Source organism: Halovalidus salilacus, assembly GCF_031852275.1.
Lineage (GTDB): Archaea > Halobacteriota > Halobacteria > Halobacteriales > Natrialbaceae > Halovalidus > Halovalidus salilacus.
In genome coordinates this window covers 2887505-2906507 of record NZ_CP134700.1, presented here as the reverse complement: position 1 = coordinate 2906507, position 19003 = coordinate 2887505, and the positions used below count along the sequence as shown (strand labels likewise).

Below are 19003 nucleotides of genomic sequence, written 5' to 3'. Positions count from 1 at the left end.
TTTCCCCTTGGCGTGGGAAGAACTTAGATTTTCCCCGAGGCGTGGTCGGATTCTGCGCGCCCCCAGCGACCGATTCCAGATCGGGGAACCGGTCGCAGGGCCCGTTCTTCGGACTGCTGTCTCCGTTTCCGGTCACTCGATTCACCGTACGATCCTCGAGGGTCGATCGAACGTCACCGCAAAACGGAACGCCTGTTTCGCCGGACCGGCCGACGCGCACTCAGTCGTCAGCGGCCGCCGCTTCGGCCTCCGCGCTCGAGCCCGCGCGTTCCAGGTCCTCCAGGTACTCGTCCGCGTCCAGCGCGGCCTTCGAACCCATGCCCGCGGCGGTGACGGCCTGCTGGTAGTGGTAGTCGACGACGTCGCCGGCGCCGAAGATGCCGGGGACGTCGGTCTCGGTCTGACCGCCGTCGGTGCCGCCCTGCGTTTTGAGGTACCCTTCGTCGTCCATCTCGACGCCGGTACCCTCGAGGTAGTCGGTGTTCGGCGTGTGGCCGATGGCGAGGAAGACGGCGCCGACGTCGAACTCGAACTCCTCGGTCTCGGGGTCCTCGAGGCGGTCGGTGGGGTGGCCCCTGTCGTTGTGGACGAGGGTGACGTGATCGACGCCATCCTCCTGGGAGCCGTGGATCTCGACCAGTTCCGTGTTTTTCATGATCTCGATGTCGCCCTCTTCGACCTTCTCCTGGACGCGGTCGATCCAGTACTGTTCGGCGCGGAACTCCTCGCGCCGGTGGGCGATGTAGACGGTGTCGGCGAACTTGGTGAGGAAGGTGGCCTCCTCCATGGCCGCGTCGCCGCCGCCGACGACGAGCATGTCCTCGCCGCGGAAGAACGCGCCGTCGCAGGTGGCGCAGGTCGAGAGCCCGTAGCCCATGAGCTCGTCCTCGCCGGGGACACCGAGCGTGCGGGCGCTGGCGCCCGAGGCGGCGATGATCGCGTCGGCGGTGTAGACGTCGCCGTTGGTCAACTCGACGCGGAAGGGGCTGGTGTCCGCATCGACCGATTCGATGATGCCGTTTTTGAGCTCGGCGCCGAACTTCCGGGCCTGCTCTTTCATGTTGTTCACGAGCTCGGGGCCGCTGATCCCCTCGGGGAAGCCCGGGTAGTTCGCGACGTCCGTGGTGAGCGTGAGTTGGCCGCCGGGTTCGTCGCCCTCGATCACGAGGGGGTGGTTGTCCCCGCGGCCGGCGTAGATCGCCGCGGTGAGGCCCGCGATCCCCGTGCCGGCGATGATGAGCTTGCGGTGCTCGACGTCGTCTTCGCCCTCGTCAGCAATGCCCAGTTTCTCGTCGAGTTCGCCCGTCTCGTTCAGCGCGCTCGTGTCGTCCCAGCCGCCGACGAGTTCGTCGTCGATGAACACCTCGGGGGCGGTCTTGCGACCGTCCGCTCGCTCGACCATCTCCTCGAAGCGCTTCTCGTCGCCCGTGACGTTGTAGGTCTCGTACTCGATCCCCTTCTCGTCGAAGAGGTCCTTCGCCTTCTCGCAGTACGGGCAGTTCTCTTTGGTGTAGATCTCGACTCGAGGCTGGTCGCTCATGTCCGAATGTAAGGATACGCGGCGTAAACCCCTTGCGTTCTCTGCAACGTCGCGTGCGAGTCGCTGACATCGAGTCGTTACCGAGGTGCGTAACGGACTGGCGGTCGTCCGCCGGCCGGTCCGGTGCCGACGAGACGACGCACTTACGGTTCCGCCAGACGAGGGCCCCACCATGGCCGCGGACCTCGAGGAGAAGACGGACCGGTACGGCGAGCTGCTCGCCGAGGCGCTCGAGGAGGCGACGGTCGCGCCGCGGGAGGGGTCGCCGATGGCCGAGGCGGCCGCGGAGTGTTACGAGATGGCGTCGTCGTACCTCGAGGATGGTCGCCACTTCCGGGCGGACGGAGACCTCGTGAACGCGCTGGCCTCGTTCTCCTACGGGCACGCGTGGCTGGACGCGGGGGCTCGCGTCGGACTGTTCGACGTGCCGACGGAGGGTCACCTGTTCACCGTGTGACCGGAGACGGGTTCCAGCGTGGTGTTTCCGAACGCAAGCGCCGCTTCCCCGCGAGTACGTTAACGATCAATCATCTCATAACCGAAACGTACATAAAAGGTGGCGCGATAGTATATATAGCAGGCGAAACCTTTATATGAGTTTCGGACTTACTCTATGTTAGCCGAGGCGACCGGGTTTCTTCTGGTTACCCCACCCGGGAGCCCCGAGTAACCACCGTGATACACCATGACTGATACCTCAATCCGAACGTACACGCGCGAAACAGAGGAGGAGTCGACGACCGACGTCGACGAGACGGATCGCTGCCCGGAGTGTGGCGGCCGGGTCGTCTCCGACGCCGAACACGCGGAGTCGGTCTGCGAAGAGTGCGGTCTGGTCGTCGAGGAGGACGAGATCGACCGCGGGCCGGAGTGGCGCGCGTTCGACGCCGCCGAGAAGGACCAGAAGAGCCGCGTCGGCGCCCCCACCACCAACATGATGCACGACCAGGGACTGTCGACCAACATCGGCTGGCAGGACAAGGACGCTTACGGCAAGGCGCTCTCGAGCCGCCAGCGTCAGAAGATGCAGCGCCTGCGCACCTGGAACGAGCGCTTCCGCACCCGCGACTCCAAGGAGCGCAACCTCAAGCAGGCCCTCGGCGAGATCGACCGGATGGCGAGCGCGCTCGGCCTCCCCGAGAGCGTCCGCGAGACCGCCTCCGTCATCTATCGGCGCGCCCTCGAGGAGGACCTCCTCCCGGGACGCTCGATCGAGGGCGTCGCCACCGCGTCGCTGTACGCCGCCGCCCGCCAGGCCGGCACTCCCCGCAGCCTCGACGAGATCTCGGCCGTCAGCCGCGTCGACAAGATGGAACTGACCCGGACGTACCGCTACATCGTCCGCGAACTCGGCCTCGAGGTCAAACCCGCGGATCCGGAACACTACGTCCCCCGGTTCGTCAGCGGGCTCGACCTCTCGGACGAGACCGAGCGGATGGCCCGCGAACTGCTCGAGTCGGCCCGCAAGGAGGGCGTCCACTCGGGCAAGTCGCCGGTCGGCCTCGCCGCCGCCGCGGTGTACGCCGCCGCGTTGCTGACCAACGAGAAGGTCACCCAGAACGAGGTCAGCGACGTCGCCAACATCTCCGAAGTGACGATCCGCAACCGGTACAAGGAGCTGCTCGAGGCCTCCGACACGGCGACCCCGGCGTGAGCTGATCGCCGACGATAGCTGGTGTGTCTGCGGCCGGCGGTCGGACCCGCCCGTCTTGCGGTTTCGGGCGTCCTCGGTTGCGTTCGTTCCCGGCCGCCCGGGTTCGTGCGAACACTTTTCCCGCCCGGTGTGAAAGAGCATCGCATGGAGGAAACGACGATTCGACTGTTGTGTCCCGAGTGCACGAAGGACTGGCAGCTGCCGCCGACCGACCTGCCGGAGGCGGCCGAGATGTTCCACTGTCCGAACTGTCACGCCTCTCGCCGAACCGCCGAGTTCGCGCGGACGGACCGCGACCTTCGCACCCTGAAGCAACTCGGCTGACCGGTGGCTGACGACTCTTCTCGAGGATTCCGAACCGACCCGACGCCCGGGTCGCGTCCGACGTCGGATCTCCTCCGACGTGGCGCAGCGGAATCGGCCCGCTCCCGACGCACCGGTCGGCTGATTCGGCGATACCTTTCACGCCGACCGGTGTCAGATGATGGGGATAAACACGATATTACGGCGGTAATTCCCATTTTCAGTTCGCCGATGCGGGCGGTTTTCTGTGGACGCATTCACAAACGAATACGTCTTCGACCGGGAGGCCCGATATATTTCACACAGGCCGTATGTTAACGTGACTCAAGATAATAATATAACCCTGCAGTGGGTAGGACTGCATGGTTATGAAGAAGCAGGAGCTCATTCACCTTCACGGCCTTCTCGCGGAGGTATCGAACCAGTGTTCGGAGTGGAACGATTGTCAGATCGACCTCGAAGAGTACGAGTCGCTCGGCATTCGGCCGACATCGATTCACAAATCGAAAACTGACCACAAAGCTGCTGTTTTTGCGCTCGCCGGGGGAATCACGAAGCACATGCGCGAGGGGGAACAGGAAGCAGTCGCGGCGACCGCCGACTGAGTTCGAACTCGTATCCTCTGGCCGACTCGTCCGTGAGCGGCGCGTCCGTCGCTCGTCTCGTCCGCACGTCTCACGATTCAATCCTCGATTGATTCCCGGTTTCGAGGATTTTCACCCCCGTTTCGCTCCGTACTCCCGTCGCCGGTACGGGACTAGTCGACCCGTCTCATCGATTACCTCGTGGTACGCATCGATTTCTTTCGCCTCGAGCGTCGGATTCGGGATTCGCCGGGCCGTCGGAATGCACGAACGTGCAATCCGTCCTCGTGTTTCGGCTCACGGGGCGACACTGATCCGCCGATAGTCGGTGGTTCGTGAGCCACCGAGCGGTGGCGGGTCGGAGTCGTCACTCGAGGCGGGTGACGGACGCGGGTGACGAAATGCCGCCACCTACTCGATGAGGTCCTCGAACTCGGGGAGGACGTCCTCGTCGCCTTCGTTCCGGTCGTCGTCCTCGTCGTCCGATTCGGCCTCCTCGTCCGGATCGGCGTCGGCGTCTGACGGGTTCGGTTCGTTCTCGTCTTCGTCCTCGTCCTCGTCCTCGTCCTCGTCCTCGAGCACGTCGACGCTGATCACCTCGAGGGGGATGTTCTCGAGTCGCTGACCGATCTCCTTTCTGGCGATGCGCGAGGCGTGTTCCTCGCGCTCGACGTTGAAGACGGTCATCTCCAACTCGAGTGCGACGAGCGCCTCGTCGGCCGCGATGAACGCGGGCGGGAGTTCCTCCCCCGACGGCGAGGTGCGCTCGCCCATGTTGATCTCGACGTAGTTCAGGTCAGGGTTCAACATCTCGCCCGTCTTCGAGATGGCGATGCGGATCGCCTCGTCTTCCGTCTCAACGTCGAATACCGGCACGGCGGCTTCGACGACAACCCTGCAGTTCATACCTAGACGTTGTGTCGCCTACAGTATGAAGGTTCGCCTCGCTAACCCCTCGAGACCGCCGCGGAGGGGACCCGTCGCCTCCGCCGTCGTGCCGTCACGCGATCGGCGTCCGATCTCGTCGGCGCGGTTCGAAAGGCCCAAGCCGACGCTCCCGTAGGCTCGAGTCGATGGTCCCACGCCGGGAGCGGAACGTCGACGCGGAACCGAACGCCGGGTCGGAGCGACGGCCCGGTATCGAGACGGGATCGATCCCCGTCGCCGACCTGTCGGGCGGGCTCGACCTCTACCGGACGCTCGAGAGCGGCCAGAGCTACCTCTGGCGCCGATCCGACGGGGAGATGTACCGCACTCCCCCCGAACCCGGAACGTGGTATCACACCGTCGTCGACGGCCGCGTGATCCGCGTCGGGAAGCGCGACGGCGTCCTCGAGTGGGAGTCGACGGCCGACGCCGAGCCGATCGTGCGACGGCTGTTGCGCCTCGACGACGACCTCGAGGCGATCGCGGCCGAGGCGCCCGACGATCCGCTGATCCGGCGGGCCTACGAGGCCCACCGGGGGATGCGACTGGTCGAGGACCCGCCGTTCGGAACGCTGATCTCCTTCATCTGCTCGGCCCAGATGCGCGTCGAGCGGATCCACCGGATGGTCACGACGCTGGCCCGCGAGTACGGCGACGCGATCGAGTTCGACGGCGAAACCTACCACGCCTTTCCGACGTCCGAGCAACTCGCCGTGGCGACCGAGGCCGAACTGCGGGAGCTGGGACTGGGCTACCGTGCGCCGTACGTCGTCCGCACCGCGAAGATGGTCGCGAACGGAGAAGCCGATCCAGCCGAGGCGCGCGACCTCGAGTACGAGGAGGCCCGCGAGTACCTCACGCGGTTCGTCGGCGTGGGGGAGAAGGTGGCCGACTGCGCCCTGCTGTTCTCGCTCGGCTTCGACGAGGCCGTCCCGCTCGACACGTGGATCAGGACGGCCATCGAGGAGTACTTCCCCGACTGCGATCGGGGGAACTACGCGGCGACCTCTCGAGCGATCCGCGAGCGGTTCGGCGGTCGGTACGCCGGCTACGTCCAGACGTACGTGTTCCACTTCCTCAGAACGGGCGGGAGTCTCTCCGGTTCGACGGCGGGTGCGTGATCGTCGCTCGCGGTCGCCCGATACCCGGGAACCGACGAGACGGAGCGGTCGCCCCGACGAACGAGCCCAGGGGGCTTACGCCTCCGAGGCGCCCTGAACGATGACGAGGCCGGATCCGTACACCGAAACGGTGCAGTCGTCGAGCGAAAACACGAGCAGCGCGTCGCTCGAGGGCCCTCCGTCGGCGGATCGGCGGAAGAGGCTGTTGAGCGAATCGGGGTTGAGCCGGTCGTAGAGGCGTTCGACGTCGGTTTCGTTCTTGCCGGCGACCTCGGCCACGGCGGAGACGACCGTTCCGACGAGTTCCTCTCCGTCTCCCCAGTCGTGGTGGACTGCGGTGGTGGTCGGTCGTCCGTCGCGTCCGGTGTCGGATCGAGTGGGCGGTGTCGTCGTCATGGGTTCGTGTCGGTCGTTGTCGGCAACCGGAAAATCAGGTATGTCGATATGACCCATAAATCCCTGTCAGACACCATCCAGCGCAACGTCTGACGAAATTAAGGAAACCCCCTGACGCCGCGGGGGACGAGGTGGGCGGAGTCGTCTTACGCCGACTGACCCTCCGGGATCGAACTGGATCGGGACGGGACGTTCGCCCGGAGTAGCCGATCGTCCGAGAGGCGACCGACGGACCGACCGAACCGACGAACGGACCGTACGGGATCGCACTGCCGGACTGCGCAGAGGAACTGATGGCCGGCGCGCACAGGTTTCACCTCGAGCGTCGGGCCCGTCCGACCGACGCGCGCGGACCGTCTCCTCGCGTCCCGCACCCGTCACCCCGGGCCCTCGTCCCCCTCCTCGTCGTAATCCTCGCGCCCGGTGACGGCCCAGTACGCCTGCGACGTGATCGTGATCGCGAACACGATCGCGAGCCCCCCGGCCACCCAGAGCGCGACCCGCTCGCCGAGCAGGTAGTACGTCAGCGTGCTCGCTCCGACGACGAAGAACGCGGCGCCGAAAACCAGTTCGAGCAGCTCTCGGACCGTGGCGCGCCGGCTCGAGACGTCGACGTACTCGTCCTCGAAGCGGTCGATGATGCCCATCGGTCGTGTCGACGGTCGCGTTCGGGGTTCCGTCCACGCGTTCGATCCGTATCGTTGGTCGGTCCCTACGCCCTCGTTCAGCAGAACTCCTCGAGGGTCGTCTGGTCGCGCTTCAACGGCCGGGCCCGGTAGCCGAACTCGGTCTCGAGGACGTCCGCGAACGCCTCGTCGAAGCCGTGGTGGGTGTAGACGACGTCGGGATCGATCGCGCGGACCGTCGCGACCAGTTCGTCGAAGTCGCAGTGGTCGGTCAGCGCGAACGTCTCGTCGTAGTTCCCCCGGTAGCGGAAGGAGGTGTCGACGGCCCACCCCGAGAAGCCGGCCTTCAACCCGCCCTCGCGCTCGACGGCCCGCTCGAGCCAGTCGGCCCGCGCCTGGTTGGTCGGGACGATCACGATCTCGTCGCGCAGGCCGCGCAGCGAGTCGTACGGTCGACCGAGGAACTCGAGGTCGCCGTCGGTCGCCTCGGCGATCGCCCGGTTCACGTCGCGGACCGATTCGGAGACGAGCACCTCGCGGTCGGGGCAGGCCTCGCGGGCGAGCCACTGGAGCTTCTGGGCACGCCCGAGCGAGTAGCCGAACAGAAAGAGTGGCCGGTCGTCGCGTTCGCGGAGCCAGTCCCGGATCTCGGCCTGGAGGTCGTCCTGGCTCGGAAACCGGTAGTCGGGGAGTCCGTAGGTCGTCTCCATCACGAGCACGTCCGCGTCGACCGCGTGCGGGTCGAACCCCTCGAGGTGACACCGGTCGCGCACCGAGAAGTCGCCCGTGTAGCAGTACCGACGCGCGGACCCGTCCGGTTCCTGGTGGTCGATCAGCGCCGCCCGCGAGCCGACGACGTGACCCGCGGGAACGAGTTCGATCCCCGGAACCTCTTCGACGAACTCGAACCCCCGCCCGGTCCGGGCCTCGGCGATGGCCGCGGTCTCGCTCGAGCAGACGACCGTCTCCGGCGCCGTGCGGAACGTGTGGTCGGCGTGGGCGTGGCTCACGACGTTGATCTCGCCGACGGCCGACCTGGCGTCGGCGACGACTCGGGGCAGCGGATCCCCGTCGCGTTCGAAGTGGATGCCGTCCCGGTGGCGGACGGTCAGCGAGGGCGTGGGGGGCACTGGTTCGGATGGGATAGGCGCTCGAGACACCTCCCGTTGTCGCTTCTCGCCGATCACCCGGGTTCCGTTCCGATCGGCGGCGCTCGAGCCGACGCGATGGTGGCGGATTTTTGCCCCTCGCGGTCGATCCCTCGAACATGTCCGACTCCGAGTCAGACGACGAGCGAACGCGAGCGCACGTCTTCGTCTCCGGGACGGTACAGGGCGTCCACTATCGCGCGAACACCCGCGACACGGCTCAGGAGATGGGAGTCGACGGCTGGGTGAAGAATCTGGACGACGGCCGCGTCGAAGCGATCTTCGAGGGCCCCGAGGAAGCCGTCGAGGGGATGATCGAGTGGTGTCACGAGGGAAGCCCCGCAGCAGCGGTCGAGGACGTCGCGGTCGAGTACGAGGAACTGCAGGGCGAGGACGGGTTCAAGATTCGGCACTGATCGGCTCTCGGAGTCGCGGTCGACGGACTCTCAGATCCAGACGCCGAGCATGATCAGCTGACCGAGGCAAACGAAAACGAGCCCGGCTAGACCGCCGTGAACGACGAAATGAGCAGTCAATTCCCGATTGGCGATCGGAACATCTTCCGATACTGGTTCCGTCCGTTCAGCGTCGATTCGCCTCGAGCCACGGCGGCCCGTCGGTGTACTTCCATTCGGCCCACTCGGCTTTTTCGCCGGCGTAGTAGGCGCGGTAGGCGGCGACGGGATCGCCGGGCACCTTGTACTCGTCGGGCATCGTTTGCGGTCTCGGCGTGGGCGCCGTGCTCGGAAACGAAATGTCGTCGGGATCGATGAGTCGGATAACCCGCCAGCTGGCGTGATCGTCGTCTTTCTCGTAACGTTCGACGAACTCCGCGTTGAGTGCTTCGGCGTGCTCGCGCAGGCGCAGCCAGTTGGCCCGCGACTCGGTCGCCCATCGCGTGACGGGGTGGTCGACGTGGGTCGGCCGGTAGAGGAACTCTCGGTCGTAGCCGTTCTCGCGGGCCGCCGTACACAGCACCTGCGCCGCCTCGACGAGCAGCTTGTTGACGTGCTGATCGCAGTGATATCGGGCGGCGAGCCGTGGGTCCTCGTCGAGCCAGAAGACGTTCACACCGGCGAGAGGGACTCGAGGAAGATGGGTGTAGACCCTAACGATGTTTGGTGGGTCGGCACGTCGGCGGGAGTCGGCCGGTCCGCAACGTTGAACGGACGGCCCGTCGAACCACCGGATATGATCACAGGCGAGCGAATGGGCGCCGTCGACGAAAACGCCGCGGCGCTCGGCGTGCCGCGAAAGCAGTTGATGGAATCGAGCGGAAACGCCGTCGCCCGCGCGGTCCGGGAGGTCGCCGACCCTGGCTCGAGCGTAGCGATCGTCGCCGGTCGCGGGAACAACGGCGGGGACGCGTTCGTCGCCGCCCGCTTTCTAGACGAATACGACGTCACGACCCTCCTGCTCGGACGCGCCGAGACCATCGGCACCGACATCGCCCGCGAGAACTGGGAGGCGTTGCAGCGCGCCGACTACGACACCCGCGAGGTGACGGACTCGAGTCGGTTCGACCTGCCCGACTGCGACGTCGTCGTCGACGCCATGCTGGGAACGGGCATCAGCGGCGACCTTCGCGAGCCCGCCGCGACCGCGGCCGCGGCGATCAACGACGCCGACGCAACCGTCGTCGCGGTCGACGTCCCCTCCGGGTTCGACGCCGACGCGGGCGAGCACGCCGACAACGGCGTCGAAGCGGACCGCGTGGTGACGTTCCACGACGCCAAGCCGGGGCTCGAGGCACTCGAGGCGCCGGTGGAGGTCGCCGACATCGGCATTCCGGCGGCCGCCGAACGGTTCGTCGGCCCGGGCGACGTTCGACTCGCCCGACCTTCCACCCGAGATGGGCGTCCGTACATCATCGGCGGGGGGCCGTACACCGGGGCGCCCGCTCTCGCGGCGCAGGCGACCCTGCGAGCCGGGGCCGAACTCTCCTTCGTCGCCGCTCCGGAAGCCGTGGCGGGAGAGATCCAGGGCTACGCCGAGGACCTCATCGTCCAGCCCTACGAGGGCGAGCACCTCGACCCGGAGACGACCGAGGAGTTGCTCGAGACGGCCACGCGCTACGACAACGTCGTCGTTCTCGGCCCCGGGCTCGGCACCGAGGACGAGACGCTCGAGGCCGTCCGGGAGTTCCTCGAGTCCTTTCACGGCACGGTCGTCGTCGACGCGGACGCCCTGCGAGTCGTCCCCGACGTCGAGACCGAGGCGACGCTCGTCTGCACCCCGAACCGGGGCGAACTGGCGCGGATGGGCGGCCCCGACACCGACGACCTCGCTGCGGTCGCCGACGAGATCGAGGCGTTCGCGGCCGACCTGGGGCACGTCGTCCTCGCGAAGGGCGCGTCCGACGTGATCACCGACGGCGAGCGAACCCGGATCAGCCGCTCGGGAACCCCCGGGATGAAAGTCGGCGGCACGGGCGACACGCTCGCCGGAATCGTCGCGGCGCTGCTGGAGCACGCCGAGCCGCTCGGCGCCGCGGCGGCCGGCGCTCACGTCAACGGCCTCGCCGGCGAACGGCTGGCGGAGCGCCAGGCGTTCGGCTTCCTCGCGTCCGATATGCTCGCGGAGATTCCCGCGGCCCTGTGGGGTGATTCCGATGCGTGAGACGCCCGAGTCGGACGGGGGCGGCGCGGGGGAGGGAGGCCCTCGAGGCGCGGACGACCTCACCCACACCACCGACGAGGGGGAGGTCCAGATGGTCGACGTCGGCGACAAGCCGGACAGCGAGCGACGCGCCGTCGCCGCCGGCGTGATCCGGCTGCGACCGTCGACGATCGAGGCCATCAGGGAGGACCAGGTCGGGAAGGGCGACGTCCTCGCCACGGCCCGGGTCGGCGCGATCCAGGCCGTCAAGCACACCTGGGAGACGATCCCGATGTGCCACCAGATCCCGATCACGAACGTCGACACCGACTTCTCGCTGGGCGAGGACCGGATCGAACTCGAGGTCGCCGTCGAGACGACCGGGAAGACCGGCTGCGAGATGGAGGCCCTCGAGGGCGTCACGACCGGCCTCAACGTCGTCTGGGACATGGTCAAGGCCGTCGAGAAGGACGAGGACGGGCAGTACCCCGAGACGGGTATCGAAAACGTTCGAGTGCTCGAGAAGGAGAAGGCGGAGAAACGTCCGGAGTGACCGAATCGATGGCGATCCGAACCTCGCTCTTCGACGTCCTCGGAATCGACCATCCAATTGTCCAGGCACCCATCGGCAGCGCGACGAACCCCGACCTCGCCGCGGCGGTCTCGAGTGAATCGACGGGGACCGATGCGAAGAGCGGTTTTCGAAATCCGGTCCTACGGCAGTTCGGCCTCGGGTAGTGACCGCCTAAGCTTAGAGGTCCATCCCGCCGTTGACGTCGATCACCTCGCCGGTGACGTACGCCGACTCCTCGCTCGCCAGGAACTTGACGACCGCCGCGATGTCCTCGACCTCCGCGAGGCGCTCGAGCGGGATGCTCGCGATGATGCGGTCGAGCACCTTGTCGGGAACCGCCTCGACCATGTCGGTCCGGGTGAAGCCGGGTGCGACGCAGTTCGCCGTCGACCCGCCCTGGGCGAGCTCGAGCGCGATGGTGCGGGTGAAGCCGAACATGCCACTTTTGGCCGCGGCGTAGTTCGCCTGCCCGAAGTTCCCCTGCTTGCCGACGACGCTCGAGATGTTGATGAGTCGACCCTCGTCGGCCTCCCAGATGTCGTCGTAGAACGTCTGGGTGCAGTTGAACATCCCGCCGAGGTTGACGTCCATCACGCGGTCCCAGTCTTCGCGGGTCATCTCGGTGAACTGCGTGTCGGCGGTGATGCCGGCGTTGTTCACGAGGACGTCCGCGGGCCCGAACGCCTCGTGGCACTGCTCGCGCATCGCTTCGACCGCCTCGCGGTCGGTGACGTCCGCCTTGACGATGATGGCGTTCCCGCCCGCGGCTTCGACCTCGTCTGCGGTCTCGGCCGCCGACCCCTCGGACGACCGGTAGTTGACGACGACGTTCGCTCCCTCCTCGCCGAGGCGGATGCCGATCCCGCGTCCGATACCCCGTCCGGCGCCTGTGATCACGCAGGTGCGTCCGTCCATGGACATGGTTGCCACTAGGTTCGACTTCACGCGATAAATAACGACCTGTGGTATTTCTGACTACAACAAAGCGATTAATCGCGGTTATAAGCCGACGGCGAGGCGGTCGTTCGATCGAGAAGCCACGGATCGGTGCGGATCACGGCGAATCCGGTCGGACGCGGAGCGCGGAGAAGTGCGTCGGACGGACGTCGCGAGCGGACGGTCGGGGAGGGCGACGAACTCGATCGACGGTCGGGGAGGGGGATGACTCCCCCCGATCGGTAGACGGCGACTAGCGGTCGCTCGCCTGGTCGATCCAGTCTTCGATCCGGCTCCGTGAGATGCCGGTCTCCTCGGCGAGGTCGGCCGCGTCGGCGTTCGCGAGGTCCTCGAAGGTCTCGACGCCGGCTTCCTCGAGGTCGGTCGCGTAGGCGTCGCCGACGCCGGAGAGGTCGGTGAAGTCGTCCTCGGATTCCGAGGCCGTCTCGACGTCGATCTCCGACTCGTCGACTACGTTTTCGACGATCTCCTCGTCGACGTTCATCTCGCCCGGTTCGGCGGGCTCTTCCTGCACGTCGGGCTCGCCGCGCTCTTCGATCTCGGCGTCCGAGCGCTCCTCGGCGAGCGACTCCGCGTCGACGTCGGTTTCCGGTGCGGTTTCCGGTTGCGTACCGATCTCCGACTCCGATCCGCGCTCGGCGGCCGTGCCGTCGTCCGCGAGGCCCTCCGCGCCGGATTCGTCGCCCTCGACGTCCTCGGCGAGCGCGGCGTCCGCCGCCTCCTGTTCGGGCGTCTCCGGTTCGGACTCGACGCCCGCTCCGTCGGAGCGCGCCTCGAACCACTCGCAGACCTGCGGCCAGAGTTCTTCGTGGCTCCGCGAGGAGACCGACATGCCGATGTGGCCCGTCGCGAACTCGAGGATCTCGGTGTCGTCGGAGCCGATCACTTCGTTGAACGGCTTGGAGGTCTCCGGCGGGATGAGGTGGTCGTACTCCGCGACGATCTGGAGGACGGGCATGTCGACGTTCTCGAGGTCGACGTGCTTCCCGTCCAGGGAGAGTTCGTTCTCGTACAGCTTGTTGTCCTGGTAGATGTCGCGGATGAACTGGTCGTAGGTCTCGCCGGCGACGTCGATGCCCTCCGAGAGCCACCGCTCCATCCGGGCGAAGTTCTCGACGAAGTCCTCGTCCTCCATGTTGTCGTAGAAGCGGACGTACTTCGTCACGTTGTTCGCGACGGGGTCCATCAGCGCGAAACCGACGTCGAGGAACTCGGCGGGGACGTTGTCGAAGGTGTCCGTCACCCGCTCGGGGTCGTAGAAGTCCTCGGCGCCCCACAGCTCGAGGACGCCGCCCTGGCCGGCGAAGCAGAGTCCGGCGGCCATCAGCGCGAGGTTTCGGACCTTCTCCGGGTGGAGGGCGGCGTACATGGCGGTCATCGTCCCGCCCATGCAGTAGCCGAGCACGTTGATCGCGTCTTCGCCCGAGCGCTCCCGGACGACGTCGACGCAGTTGTCGACGTACCGGTTGACGTAGTCGTCGAGGGTGAGCGACCGGTCGAGCGGCGACGGCTCGCCCCAGTCGATCAGGTAGACGTCGAAGCCGGCCTCGAGCAGCGTCCGGACGACCGATCGGTCCGGCTGGAGGTCGAGGATGTAGGGCTTGTTGATCAGCGCGTAGACGATGAGGATCGGCACGTCGTGCTGCTCTTCGGTCTGGGCCTCGTAGTGGAGCAGCTCGAGCTTGTTCTCCTCGTAGACGACCTCGCTCGGCGTCTGGCCGACGTCGATGTTCTGCACCGTCTCCGTTCGATCCGGGGCGACGCGGCTCTTGTCCGCCAGCTTGGCGGCGTTCTCGATCGCCTGTCGTTGGACATCCAGTGCGAGTGAGTACGGATTGGTTATCATGATTCGGTCTCTGTCTCCTCGAGTGCCTCTAGGACGCGGTCGAGCTTCCCCTCGACGGCGTGCTGTCGGCGCTCGAGTTCGACGATTCGGTCGCCGACCTCGACGACGTCGCTCTCGGTCGCGAAGCCGAGGGTCCGCAGGGTCGTCTCGGCCGTCTCGTCGGCCTGCTGCTGGAGTTCGAGGACGTCACCGACGGTCTCGCCGGTCATCCGGGCGAACGCCGTCGTCGACATGAGCTCCTTGAACGCCTCGTTGGCCGTGTTGAGCCAGACGTCGCGGAACTCCTCGAGTTCGACGTCCTCGCCCTCGACGAGGTCGTTGAGGCGGTCGACCATCTGCTGGGAGGCGTTCATCCAGGTCTCGTAGGCGCGGGCGCAGCCCTCGATGCCCTCGGAGAGGTCGTTCCCGTCGGTGGCCTCGCCGACGGCCTCGGACCAGCTCTCGACGAACTCGGCCTGCGCTTCCATGTTCTGTTCGACCGCCTCGAAGAACTGTTCGTTCCACTGTTCGACGAGTTCGTTCCAGTTTTGCGTCTCGGGCTGTGAATCTGTCATTGTACGAAAATTGGGGGGTATCTGGTGAGCGGGTGCGGTCGGCTTTACGCCGAGACGTCGAACTCGTCGGTGGCGTCTTCGACGTTCTTCGCGACGGAGGCGACGTTAGTCTCGACCTGCTCGTGGGCCTCGAGGAAGGCGTCGAACGACGAGTCGACGACCTCCGTGTAGTTCCCGACGAACTCGTCGTAGGCGGCGCCGGACTCCTCGATGGCCTCGAGGACCGCCTCGAGCGTCTGGTTCTGGGCCTCGGACGCCGCGTCGAAGCCCTCGTCGACGAGTTCGCGCAGGTCGTCGAGTTCGGCCGCGCCGTCGGGCATCGACGCCTCCACGGCGTCGAAGTAGGCGTGGATGGCGCCCTTGGTGAGTCCCGCGTTCTGCTCGAAGAGCGAGCCCGAGGCCTCGACGGCGTCGGCAACCGCGTCGATCGAGGTCTTCTGGGCCTCGAGGGCGTCGTGGGTGAGGGTCTGGGACTGTTCGATGGCGGTGCGCTGGGCGTCGAAGACGGGTGTGAAGGGGTTCTGGGTCATGGTTCTGTCGTGGGTTGGTTGGTGTCGTGGTGGTTGTCGGTCGCTACTCGTTGCGATCGCTCTCGCGGTCGCGCTTGACGGGGACGACGATGGTCTGGACGATGTCGCCCTCTTCGATGTCGAGGGCGTCCCGTTCGGGACCGGGAATGCTGATCCGACCGCCGCTCTGGACGCGGGCTTTGAACGTCGCCGTGCCCACGTTCATCGGGCCGAAGCCCGACGAAACGTCGAACGGTGACGACGTGCTCGCCTCCATCATCTTCGACAACAGCTCCTGCTGGGATTCGGCGACCTGCTCGCCCGCTTCTTGCATCTGCTGGGTGAACAGCGAGGGCGGGAACCAGAGCGATCGGTCGGAGTCGTCCGTCATCAACAGAACGAACGTCCCCGACGCTAATAAGGGTTTCCGTTATTTACCATCTCTTACCATCAGATGGTGTGGGTGGGTCGAGTATTCCGGTTCACCCCCCTCGAATCCCGATGGGGGGTCCGGTAGGCTTCCGCCGATCGTCTCCGGCGGTCCGGTGTCCCACTGCCGATCAATCTTCCTCGTCGACGTTCACCTCTCCCCCGACGATCGACTACAGGGAACCCAGCGCCGACGATCGATCGCTTGCAACCGACGGCCGGCCGGTGAGCGGCGGCCAGTCGGTCCGCCGGCCGACGATTCGACCGCCCTCGACCGTCGACACCGACGACGATCCGACCGTCGAGTAATGGCCTGTTCATCGACCGACCTGACTCGTAACAATTCATCGATCGGTGATCGTCCGTTTCCGCTATTATTAGCGGGGAAAACAACCGATAAATACTGCGCGTCGAGGCCAAAGAAGTCTTATCCTCCTCTCACATATCCGCCGGTAGATGTCATCTCAGAACACAGGGGGAACGAACTTCGCCGCGATGACGACCGCGTGGGCGACGATGACTCAGCAATTCTTCGAGAGCGCGACGGCGGCCAACCGCGCCGCGCTCACCGCGCTCTTCACCCCGACGAACGCGCAGAACTGCATCGACGAGGAGGCCGTCCCCGCGCCGATTCCGTCGGTCGACTACTCGAGTCTCGACTGGCAGTTCGACCGAACGGTCGACGACCCCGACCACATCAGCGTCGGCGACGTCGTCACCTTCGAGAAGCGGCTCACCGACGAGGACGTCCGGGCGTTCGCCCACGTCAGCGGGGACACGAACCGCCTCCACCTCGACGAGGAGTTCGCCGCGAACACCAGGTTCGGCGAGCGGATCGTCCACGGCACGCTCGTCTCGGGGCTCATCAGCGCCGCGCTCGCGCGCCTGCCCGGTCTCACCATCTACCTGTCCCAGGACCTCGAGTTCCGCGCGCCGGTCGGCATCGGCGACCGCGTCTCCGCGCGCGTCGAGATCGTCGAGGACCTCGGGAACAACCAGTACCGACTCGAGACGGTCATCCGCGACGAGGACGACGAGGTCGCGGTGATCGAAGGCGAGGCGGTCGTCCTGATCGACGACTCCCCGGAGGAGTAGTCGGCCGCCGGATCGATCGCGGTCGCGGCCGCCGAACGCGCTCGAAGGCGAAAATCGACGTTCGACGGTTGGGGGGAACCGGTCGTCGACGCTCGAGCGGCGGCGCTCTTCGTCGTTCCCCGGTGTTGCCCTCTCGAGCGTACCGGTTGGAGGCCGATCCGCCGCCGGGGCGAGGACAGTGGCCATAAGTAGTTGCTCGCGGAACCCTCCCCCATGACGCTGTTCGGGACGGCAGGAATCCGCGGGCCGGTCGAAACGCGCGTGACGCCCGCGCTCGCCCTCGCGGTCGGCCAGGCGGCGGGCGAACCGGGCGAGACGTTCGTCGTCGGACGCGACGGGCGAGAGACGGGTCCCGCCCTCGCCGCCGCGATGGAAGCGGGTCTCGAGAGCGCCGGGTCGGACGTCGTCCGCGTCGGGCAGGTTCCGACGCCGGCCCTGGCGTACGCTTCGCAGGGGCGTCGCGGCGTGATGCTCACCGCCAGTCACAACCCGCCGGCGGACAACGGCATCAAACTCTTCGTCGACGGCGTCGAGTACGACCGGCACGCCGAGCGACGGATCGAGGACGCCCTCGAGTCGGCTCGCGACCCGACGTCGACCTCGGAACCGTCGGTCGCCCCCTGGGACGAGTGGGGGCGTTCGGAGCGCCTCTCGGTGCTCGACGCCTACCGGGACGCCGTCGTCGACTACCTCCGGCGCCAGTTCCCGGTCTCGGGGGACGACTCGAGCGCCCCGGCGGGCGCAGACGTCCTCTCCGGGCTCTCCGTGGCCGTCGACTGCGGTAACGGGATGGGCGCCCTCGCGACCCCGCAGGTGCTCGAGCGCCTCGGCGCAGAGGTCGTCGCGCTGAACGCGAACGTGGACGGCTACTTCTCCGCGCGCGCGAGCAAGCCCACCCCGGAGACGCTCACCGACTTCACGGCGTTCCTGGCCGACGGCTCGTTCGACCTCGGACTGGCCCACGACGGCGACGCCGACCGCCTCGTGGTGCTCGGCCCCGACGGCGAGGTGATCCACGAGGACACGATCCTCGCGGTCGTCGCCGCTCACTACACCCGAACCTCCGACGCTGCCGATCCGGTCGTCGTCACCACCCCCAACGCCTCCGCGCGCATCGACGAACTGGTCCGCGACGCCGGCGGGCGCGTCGAGCGCGTCAGACTGGGCGCCCTCCACGAGGGCATCGCTCGCGAGCGCGAGCGTGGCGGCGAGGACACGGCGGTCGTCTTCGCCGCCGAACCGTGGAAACACGTTCACACAGCCTTCGGCGGCTGGATCGACGGCGTCGTCAGCGCGGCCGCCGTCGCCGCGCTCACGAGAGCGGCCGGCGATACGGACGCCCTCCGCGAACCCGTCACCGAGCGTCCTTACCGCAAGGTGAGCGTCGAGTGTCCCGACGAGGCGAAGGGCGACGCGATGGTCGTCCTCGAGACGGCCCTCCCCGAGGCCTTCCCCGACGCCGAGGGCGACACCGACTACGGCGTCCGCCTCGAGTTCCCGGACGCCTCGTGGGTGCTCGTCCGCCCTAGCGGCACCGAACCCTACGTCCGGATCTACGCCGAGAGCGACGAGGTCGATCGGCTCGTCGATGCGGCGCGCGACGTGCTCGAAGAGACGATCACTCGAGTTCGATAAGAGGTGCCCGACCGGTGTTCGTCTCTCACCCACCACTATTGGCGACGATAGCGGTGGGTTCTTGGCCGTTCTCGAGCTATTCGTCTTCGTGCCTAGCGAATCCGTATCCGACGCCGATCTCATCGCCGCGGCCCGCAAGGTCCAGTCGCGCGCGCACGTTCCGTACTCCGAGTACCGCGTCGGCGCGGCTCTCGAGACCGCCGACGGCGAGGTGTTCGTGGGCTGTAACCTCGAGAACGCCAACTACAGCAACAGCCTCCACGCCGAGGAGGTGGCGGTCGCGGAGGCGGTGAAGGAGGGTCACAGCGAGTTATCGAGGATTGCGGTGAGCTCCGACCGTCGAGACGGCGTCACGCCCTGCGGGATGTGCCGCCAGACGCTCGCGGAGTTCTGCGACGACGACCTGCTGGTGCTCTGCGACGAAGGCGAGGGGGAGGCCCCGAGCGAGTACACCCTGGGCGAGCTATTGCCGAACGCGATCGCGGAGGGGATGCTCGAATAGCAGGC

Annotated in this window: 24 protein-coding genes; 13 read left to right on the top strand and 11 right to left on the bottom strand. The window is 66.9% G+C overall.

Annotated elements, in window-relative coordinates; genetic code table 11:
• Positions 1-220: 220 nt before the first annotated feature.
• Complete coding sequence (gene grxC / locus RJT68_RS14320) at positions 221-1540, bottom strand: glutaredoxin 3 (protein ID WP_407037234.1); 1320 nt, start codon at positions 1538-1540, stop codon at positions 221-223.
• Positions 1541-1712: 172 nt separating this feature from the next.
• Here grxC and RJT68_RS14315 point away from each other — a divergent pair, with 172 nt between their 5' ends.
• The 4 genes from RJT68_RS14315 (at position 1713) to RJT68_RS14300 (ending at position 4102) form a co-directional block, all read left to right on the top strand.
• Entirely contained in the window at positions 1713-1997 is a 285-nt protein-coding gene (locus tag RJT68_RS14315) for a DUF357 domain-containing protein (RefSeq protein ID WP_407037233.1), read from the top strand.
• 228 nt (positions 1998-2225) lie between these two features.
• On the top strand, positions 2226-3194 hold the full coding sequence (locus RJT68_RS14310; RefSeq protein ID WP_407037232.1) for a transcription initiation factor IIB: 969 nt from the start codon (positions 2226-2228) through the stop codon (positions 3192-3194).
• A gap of 144 nt (positions 3195-3338) precedes the next feature.
• Positions 3339-3518: a DUF7836 family putative zinc-binding protein gene (locus RJT68_RS14305; protein ID WP_407037231.1), complete on the top strand. Its 180-nt coding sequence runs from the start codon at positions 3339-3341 to the stop codon at positions 3516-3518.
• Positions 3519-3865: 347 nt separating this feature from the next.
• Positions 3866-4102: a UPF0058 family protein gene (locus tag RJT68_RS14300; RefSeq protein WP_407037230.1), complete on the top strand. Its 237-nt coding sequence runs from the start codon at positions 3866-3868 to the stop codon at positions 4100-4102.
• A gap of 390 nt (positions 4103-4492) precedes the next feature.
• Here RJT68_RS14300 and RJT68_RS14295 read toward each other — a convergent pair whose 3' ends face one another.
• Positions 4493-4987 (bottom strand): DUF555 domain-containing protein, encoded by a 495-nt coding sequence (locus RJT68_RS14295; protein ID WP_407037229.1) that lies wholly within the window; start codon positions 4985-4987, stop codon positions 4493-4495.
• 233 nt (positions 4988-5220) lie between these two features.
• On the opposite strand from RJT68_RS14295, the gene RJT68_RS14290 reads away from it, so the two are divergent.
• Positions 5221-6129 carry a DNA-3-methyladenine glycosylase family protein gene (locus RJT68_RS14290; protein ID WP_407040379.1) on the top strand — a complete coding sequence of 303 codons (909 nt, stop codon included), beginning with the start codon at positions 5221-5223 and terminating at the stop codon, positions 6127-6129.
• A gap of 75 nt (positions 6130-6204) precedes the next feature.
• Here RJT68_RS14290 and RJT68_RS14285 read toward each other — a convergent pair whose 3' ends face one another.
• The 3 genes from RJT68_RS14285 to RJT68_RS14275 all read right to left on the bottom strand — a co-directional run bounded on the left by RJT68_RS14285 (position 6205) and on the right by RJT68_RS14275 (position 8281).
• Positions 6205-6525, bottom strand: a complete 321-nt coding sequence (locus RJT68_RS14285; RefSeq protein WP_407037228.1) for a HalOD1 output domain-containing protein — start codon at positions 6523-6525, stop codon at positions 6205-6207.
• Positions 6526-6902: 377 nt separating this feature from the next.
• On the bottom strand, positions 6903-7172 hold the full coding sequence (locus RJT68_RS14280) for a hypothetical protein (RefSeq protein WP_407037227.1): 270 nt from the start codon (positions 7170-7172) through the stop codon (positions 6903-6905).
• A 77-nt stretch (positions 7173-7249) separates the two neighbouring features.
• Positions 7250-8281, bottom strand: a complete 1032-nt coding sequence (locus RJT68_RS14275) for an MBL fold metallo-hydrolase (protein WP_407037226.1) — start codon at positions 8279-8281, stop codon at positions 7250-7252.
• A 137-nt stretch (positions 8282-8418) separates the two neighbouring features.
• Here RJT68_RS14275 and RJT68_RS14270 point away from each other — a divergent pair, with 137 nt between their 5' ends.
• On the top strand, positions 8419-8715 hold the full coding sequence (locus RJT68_RS14270; protein ID WP_407037225.1) for an acylphosphatase: 297 nt from the start codon (positions 8419-8421) through the stop codon (positions 8713-8715).
• A 166-nt stretch (positions 8716-8881) separates the two neighbouring features.
• Here the strand turns inward: RJT68_RS14270 and RJT68_RS14265 are convergent, their stop codons facing one another.
• Complete coding sequence (locus tag RJT68_RS14265; RefSeq protein WP_407037224.1) at positions 8882-9370, bottom strand: hypothetical protein; 489 nt, start codon at positions 9368-9370, stop codon at positions 8882-8884.
• Positions 9371-9490: 120 nt separating this feature from the next.
• Between RJT68_RS14265 and RJT68_RS14260 the strand changes: the two genes are divergently transcribed.
• Genes RJT68_RS14260 through RJT68_RS14250 form a run of 3 tightly spaced genes read left to right on the top strand, consistent with a single transcriptional unit; the run spans position 9491 to position 11635 of the window.
• Positions 9491-10918, top strand: coding sequence for an NAD(P)H-hydrate dehydratase (locus RJT68_RS14260; protein WP_407037223.1), 1428 nt, complete (start codon positions 9491-9493; stop codon positions 10916-10918).
• On the top strand, positions 10911-11450 hold the full coding sequence (gene moaC / locus RJT68_RS14255) for a cyclic pyranopterin monophosphate synthase MoaC (RefSeq protein WP_407037222.1): 540 nt from the start codon (positions 10911-10913) through the stop codon (positions 11448-11450). Before RJT68_RS14260 ends, moaC begins: the two co-directional genes overlap by 8 nt.
• Before the next feature lie 8 nt (positions 11451-11458).
• A complete protein-coding gene (locus RJT68_RS14250) occupies positions 11459-11635 on the top strand; it encodes a hypothetical protein (RefSeq protein ID WP_407037221.1) in 177 nt (58 codons plus the stop codon).
• Between the two features lie 13 nt (positions 11636-11648).
• Here the strand turns inward: RJT68_RS14250 and RJT68_RS14245 are convergent, their stop codons facing one another.
• The 5 genes from RJT68_RS14245 to RJT68_RS14225 form a co-directional block, all read right to left on the bottom strand.
• Positions 11649-12392 (bottom strand): 3-oxoacyl-ACP reductase, encoded by a 744-nt coding sequence (locus RJT68_RS14245; RefSeq protein WP_407040378.1) that lies wholly within the window; start codon positions 12390-12392, stop codon positions 11649-11651.
• A gap of 268 nt (positions 12393-12660) precedes the next feature.
• The gene (gene phaC, locus RJT68_RS14240) at positions 12661-14271 is read right to left on the bottom strand and encodes a PHA/PHB synthase family protein (protein WP_407040377.1); all 1611 of its coding nucleotides are present in this window, start codon (positions 14269-14271) and stop codon (positions 12661-12663) included.
• The gene (locus tag RJT68_RS14235) at positions 14271-14828 is read right to left on the bottom strand and encodes a poly(R)-hydroxyalkanoic acid synthase subunit PhaE (protein ID WP_407037220.1); all 558 of its coding nucleotides are present in this window, start codon (positions 14826-14828) and stop codon (positions 14271-14273) included. Before RJT68_RS14235 ends, phaC begins: the two co-directional genes overlap by 1 nt.
• A gap of 44 nt (positions 14829-14872) precedes the next feature.
• Positions 14873-15358: a hypothetical protein gene (locus RJT68_RS14230; protein WP_407037219.1), complete on the bottom strand. Its 486-nt coding sequence runs from the start codon at positions 15356-15358 to the stop codon at positions 14873-14875.
• A 43-nt stretch (positions 15359-15401) separates the two neighbouring features.
• Positions 15402-15728: an AbrB/MazE/SpoVT family DNA-binding domain-containing protein gene (locus RJT68_RS14225; RefSeq protein WP_407037218.1), complete on the bottom strand. Its 327-nt coding sequence runs from the start codon at positions 15726-15728 to the stop codon at positions 15402-15404.
• Between the two features lie 110 nt (positions 15729-15838).
• On the opposite strand from RJT68_RS14225, the gene RJT68_RS14220 reads away from it, so the two are divergent.
• The 4 genes from RJT68_RS14220 to cdd all read left to right on the top strand — a co-directional run bounded on the left by RJT68_RS14220 (position 15839) and on the right by cdd (position 18998).
• Positions 15839-16075: a hypothetical protein gene (locus RJT68_RS14220; protein ID WP_407037217.1), complete on the top strand. Its 237-nt coding sequence runs from the start codon at positions 15839-15841 to the stop codon at positions 16073-16075.
• Positions 16076-16222: 147 nt separating this feature from the next.
• Positions 16223-16861, top strand: a complete 639-nt coding sequence (locus tag RJT68_RS14215) for a MaoC family dehydratase (protein ID WP_407037216.1) — start codon at positions 16223-16225, stop codon at positions 16859-16861.
• 213 nt (positions 16862-17074) lie between these two features.
• Positions 17075-18496, top strand: a complete 1422-nt coding sequence (locus RJT68_RS14210; RefSeq protein WP_407037215.1) for a phosphohexomutase domain-containing protein — start codon at positions 17075-17077, stop codon at positions 18494-18496.
• Positions 18497-18584: 88 nt separating this feature from the next.
• On the top strand, positions 18585-18998 hold the full coding sequence (cdd, locus tag RJT68_RS14205) for a cytidine deaminase (protein WP_407037214.1): 414 nt from the start codon (positions 18585-18587) through the stop codon (positions 18996-18998).
• Positions 18999-19003: the final 5 nt, after the last annotated feature.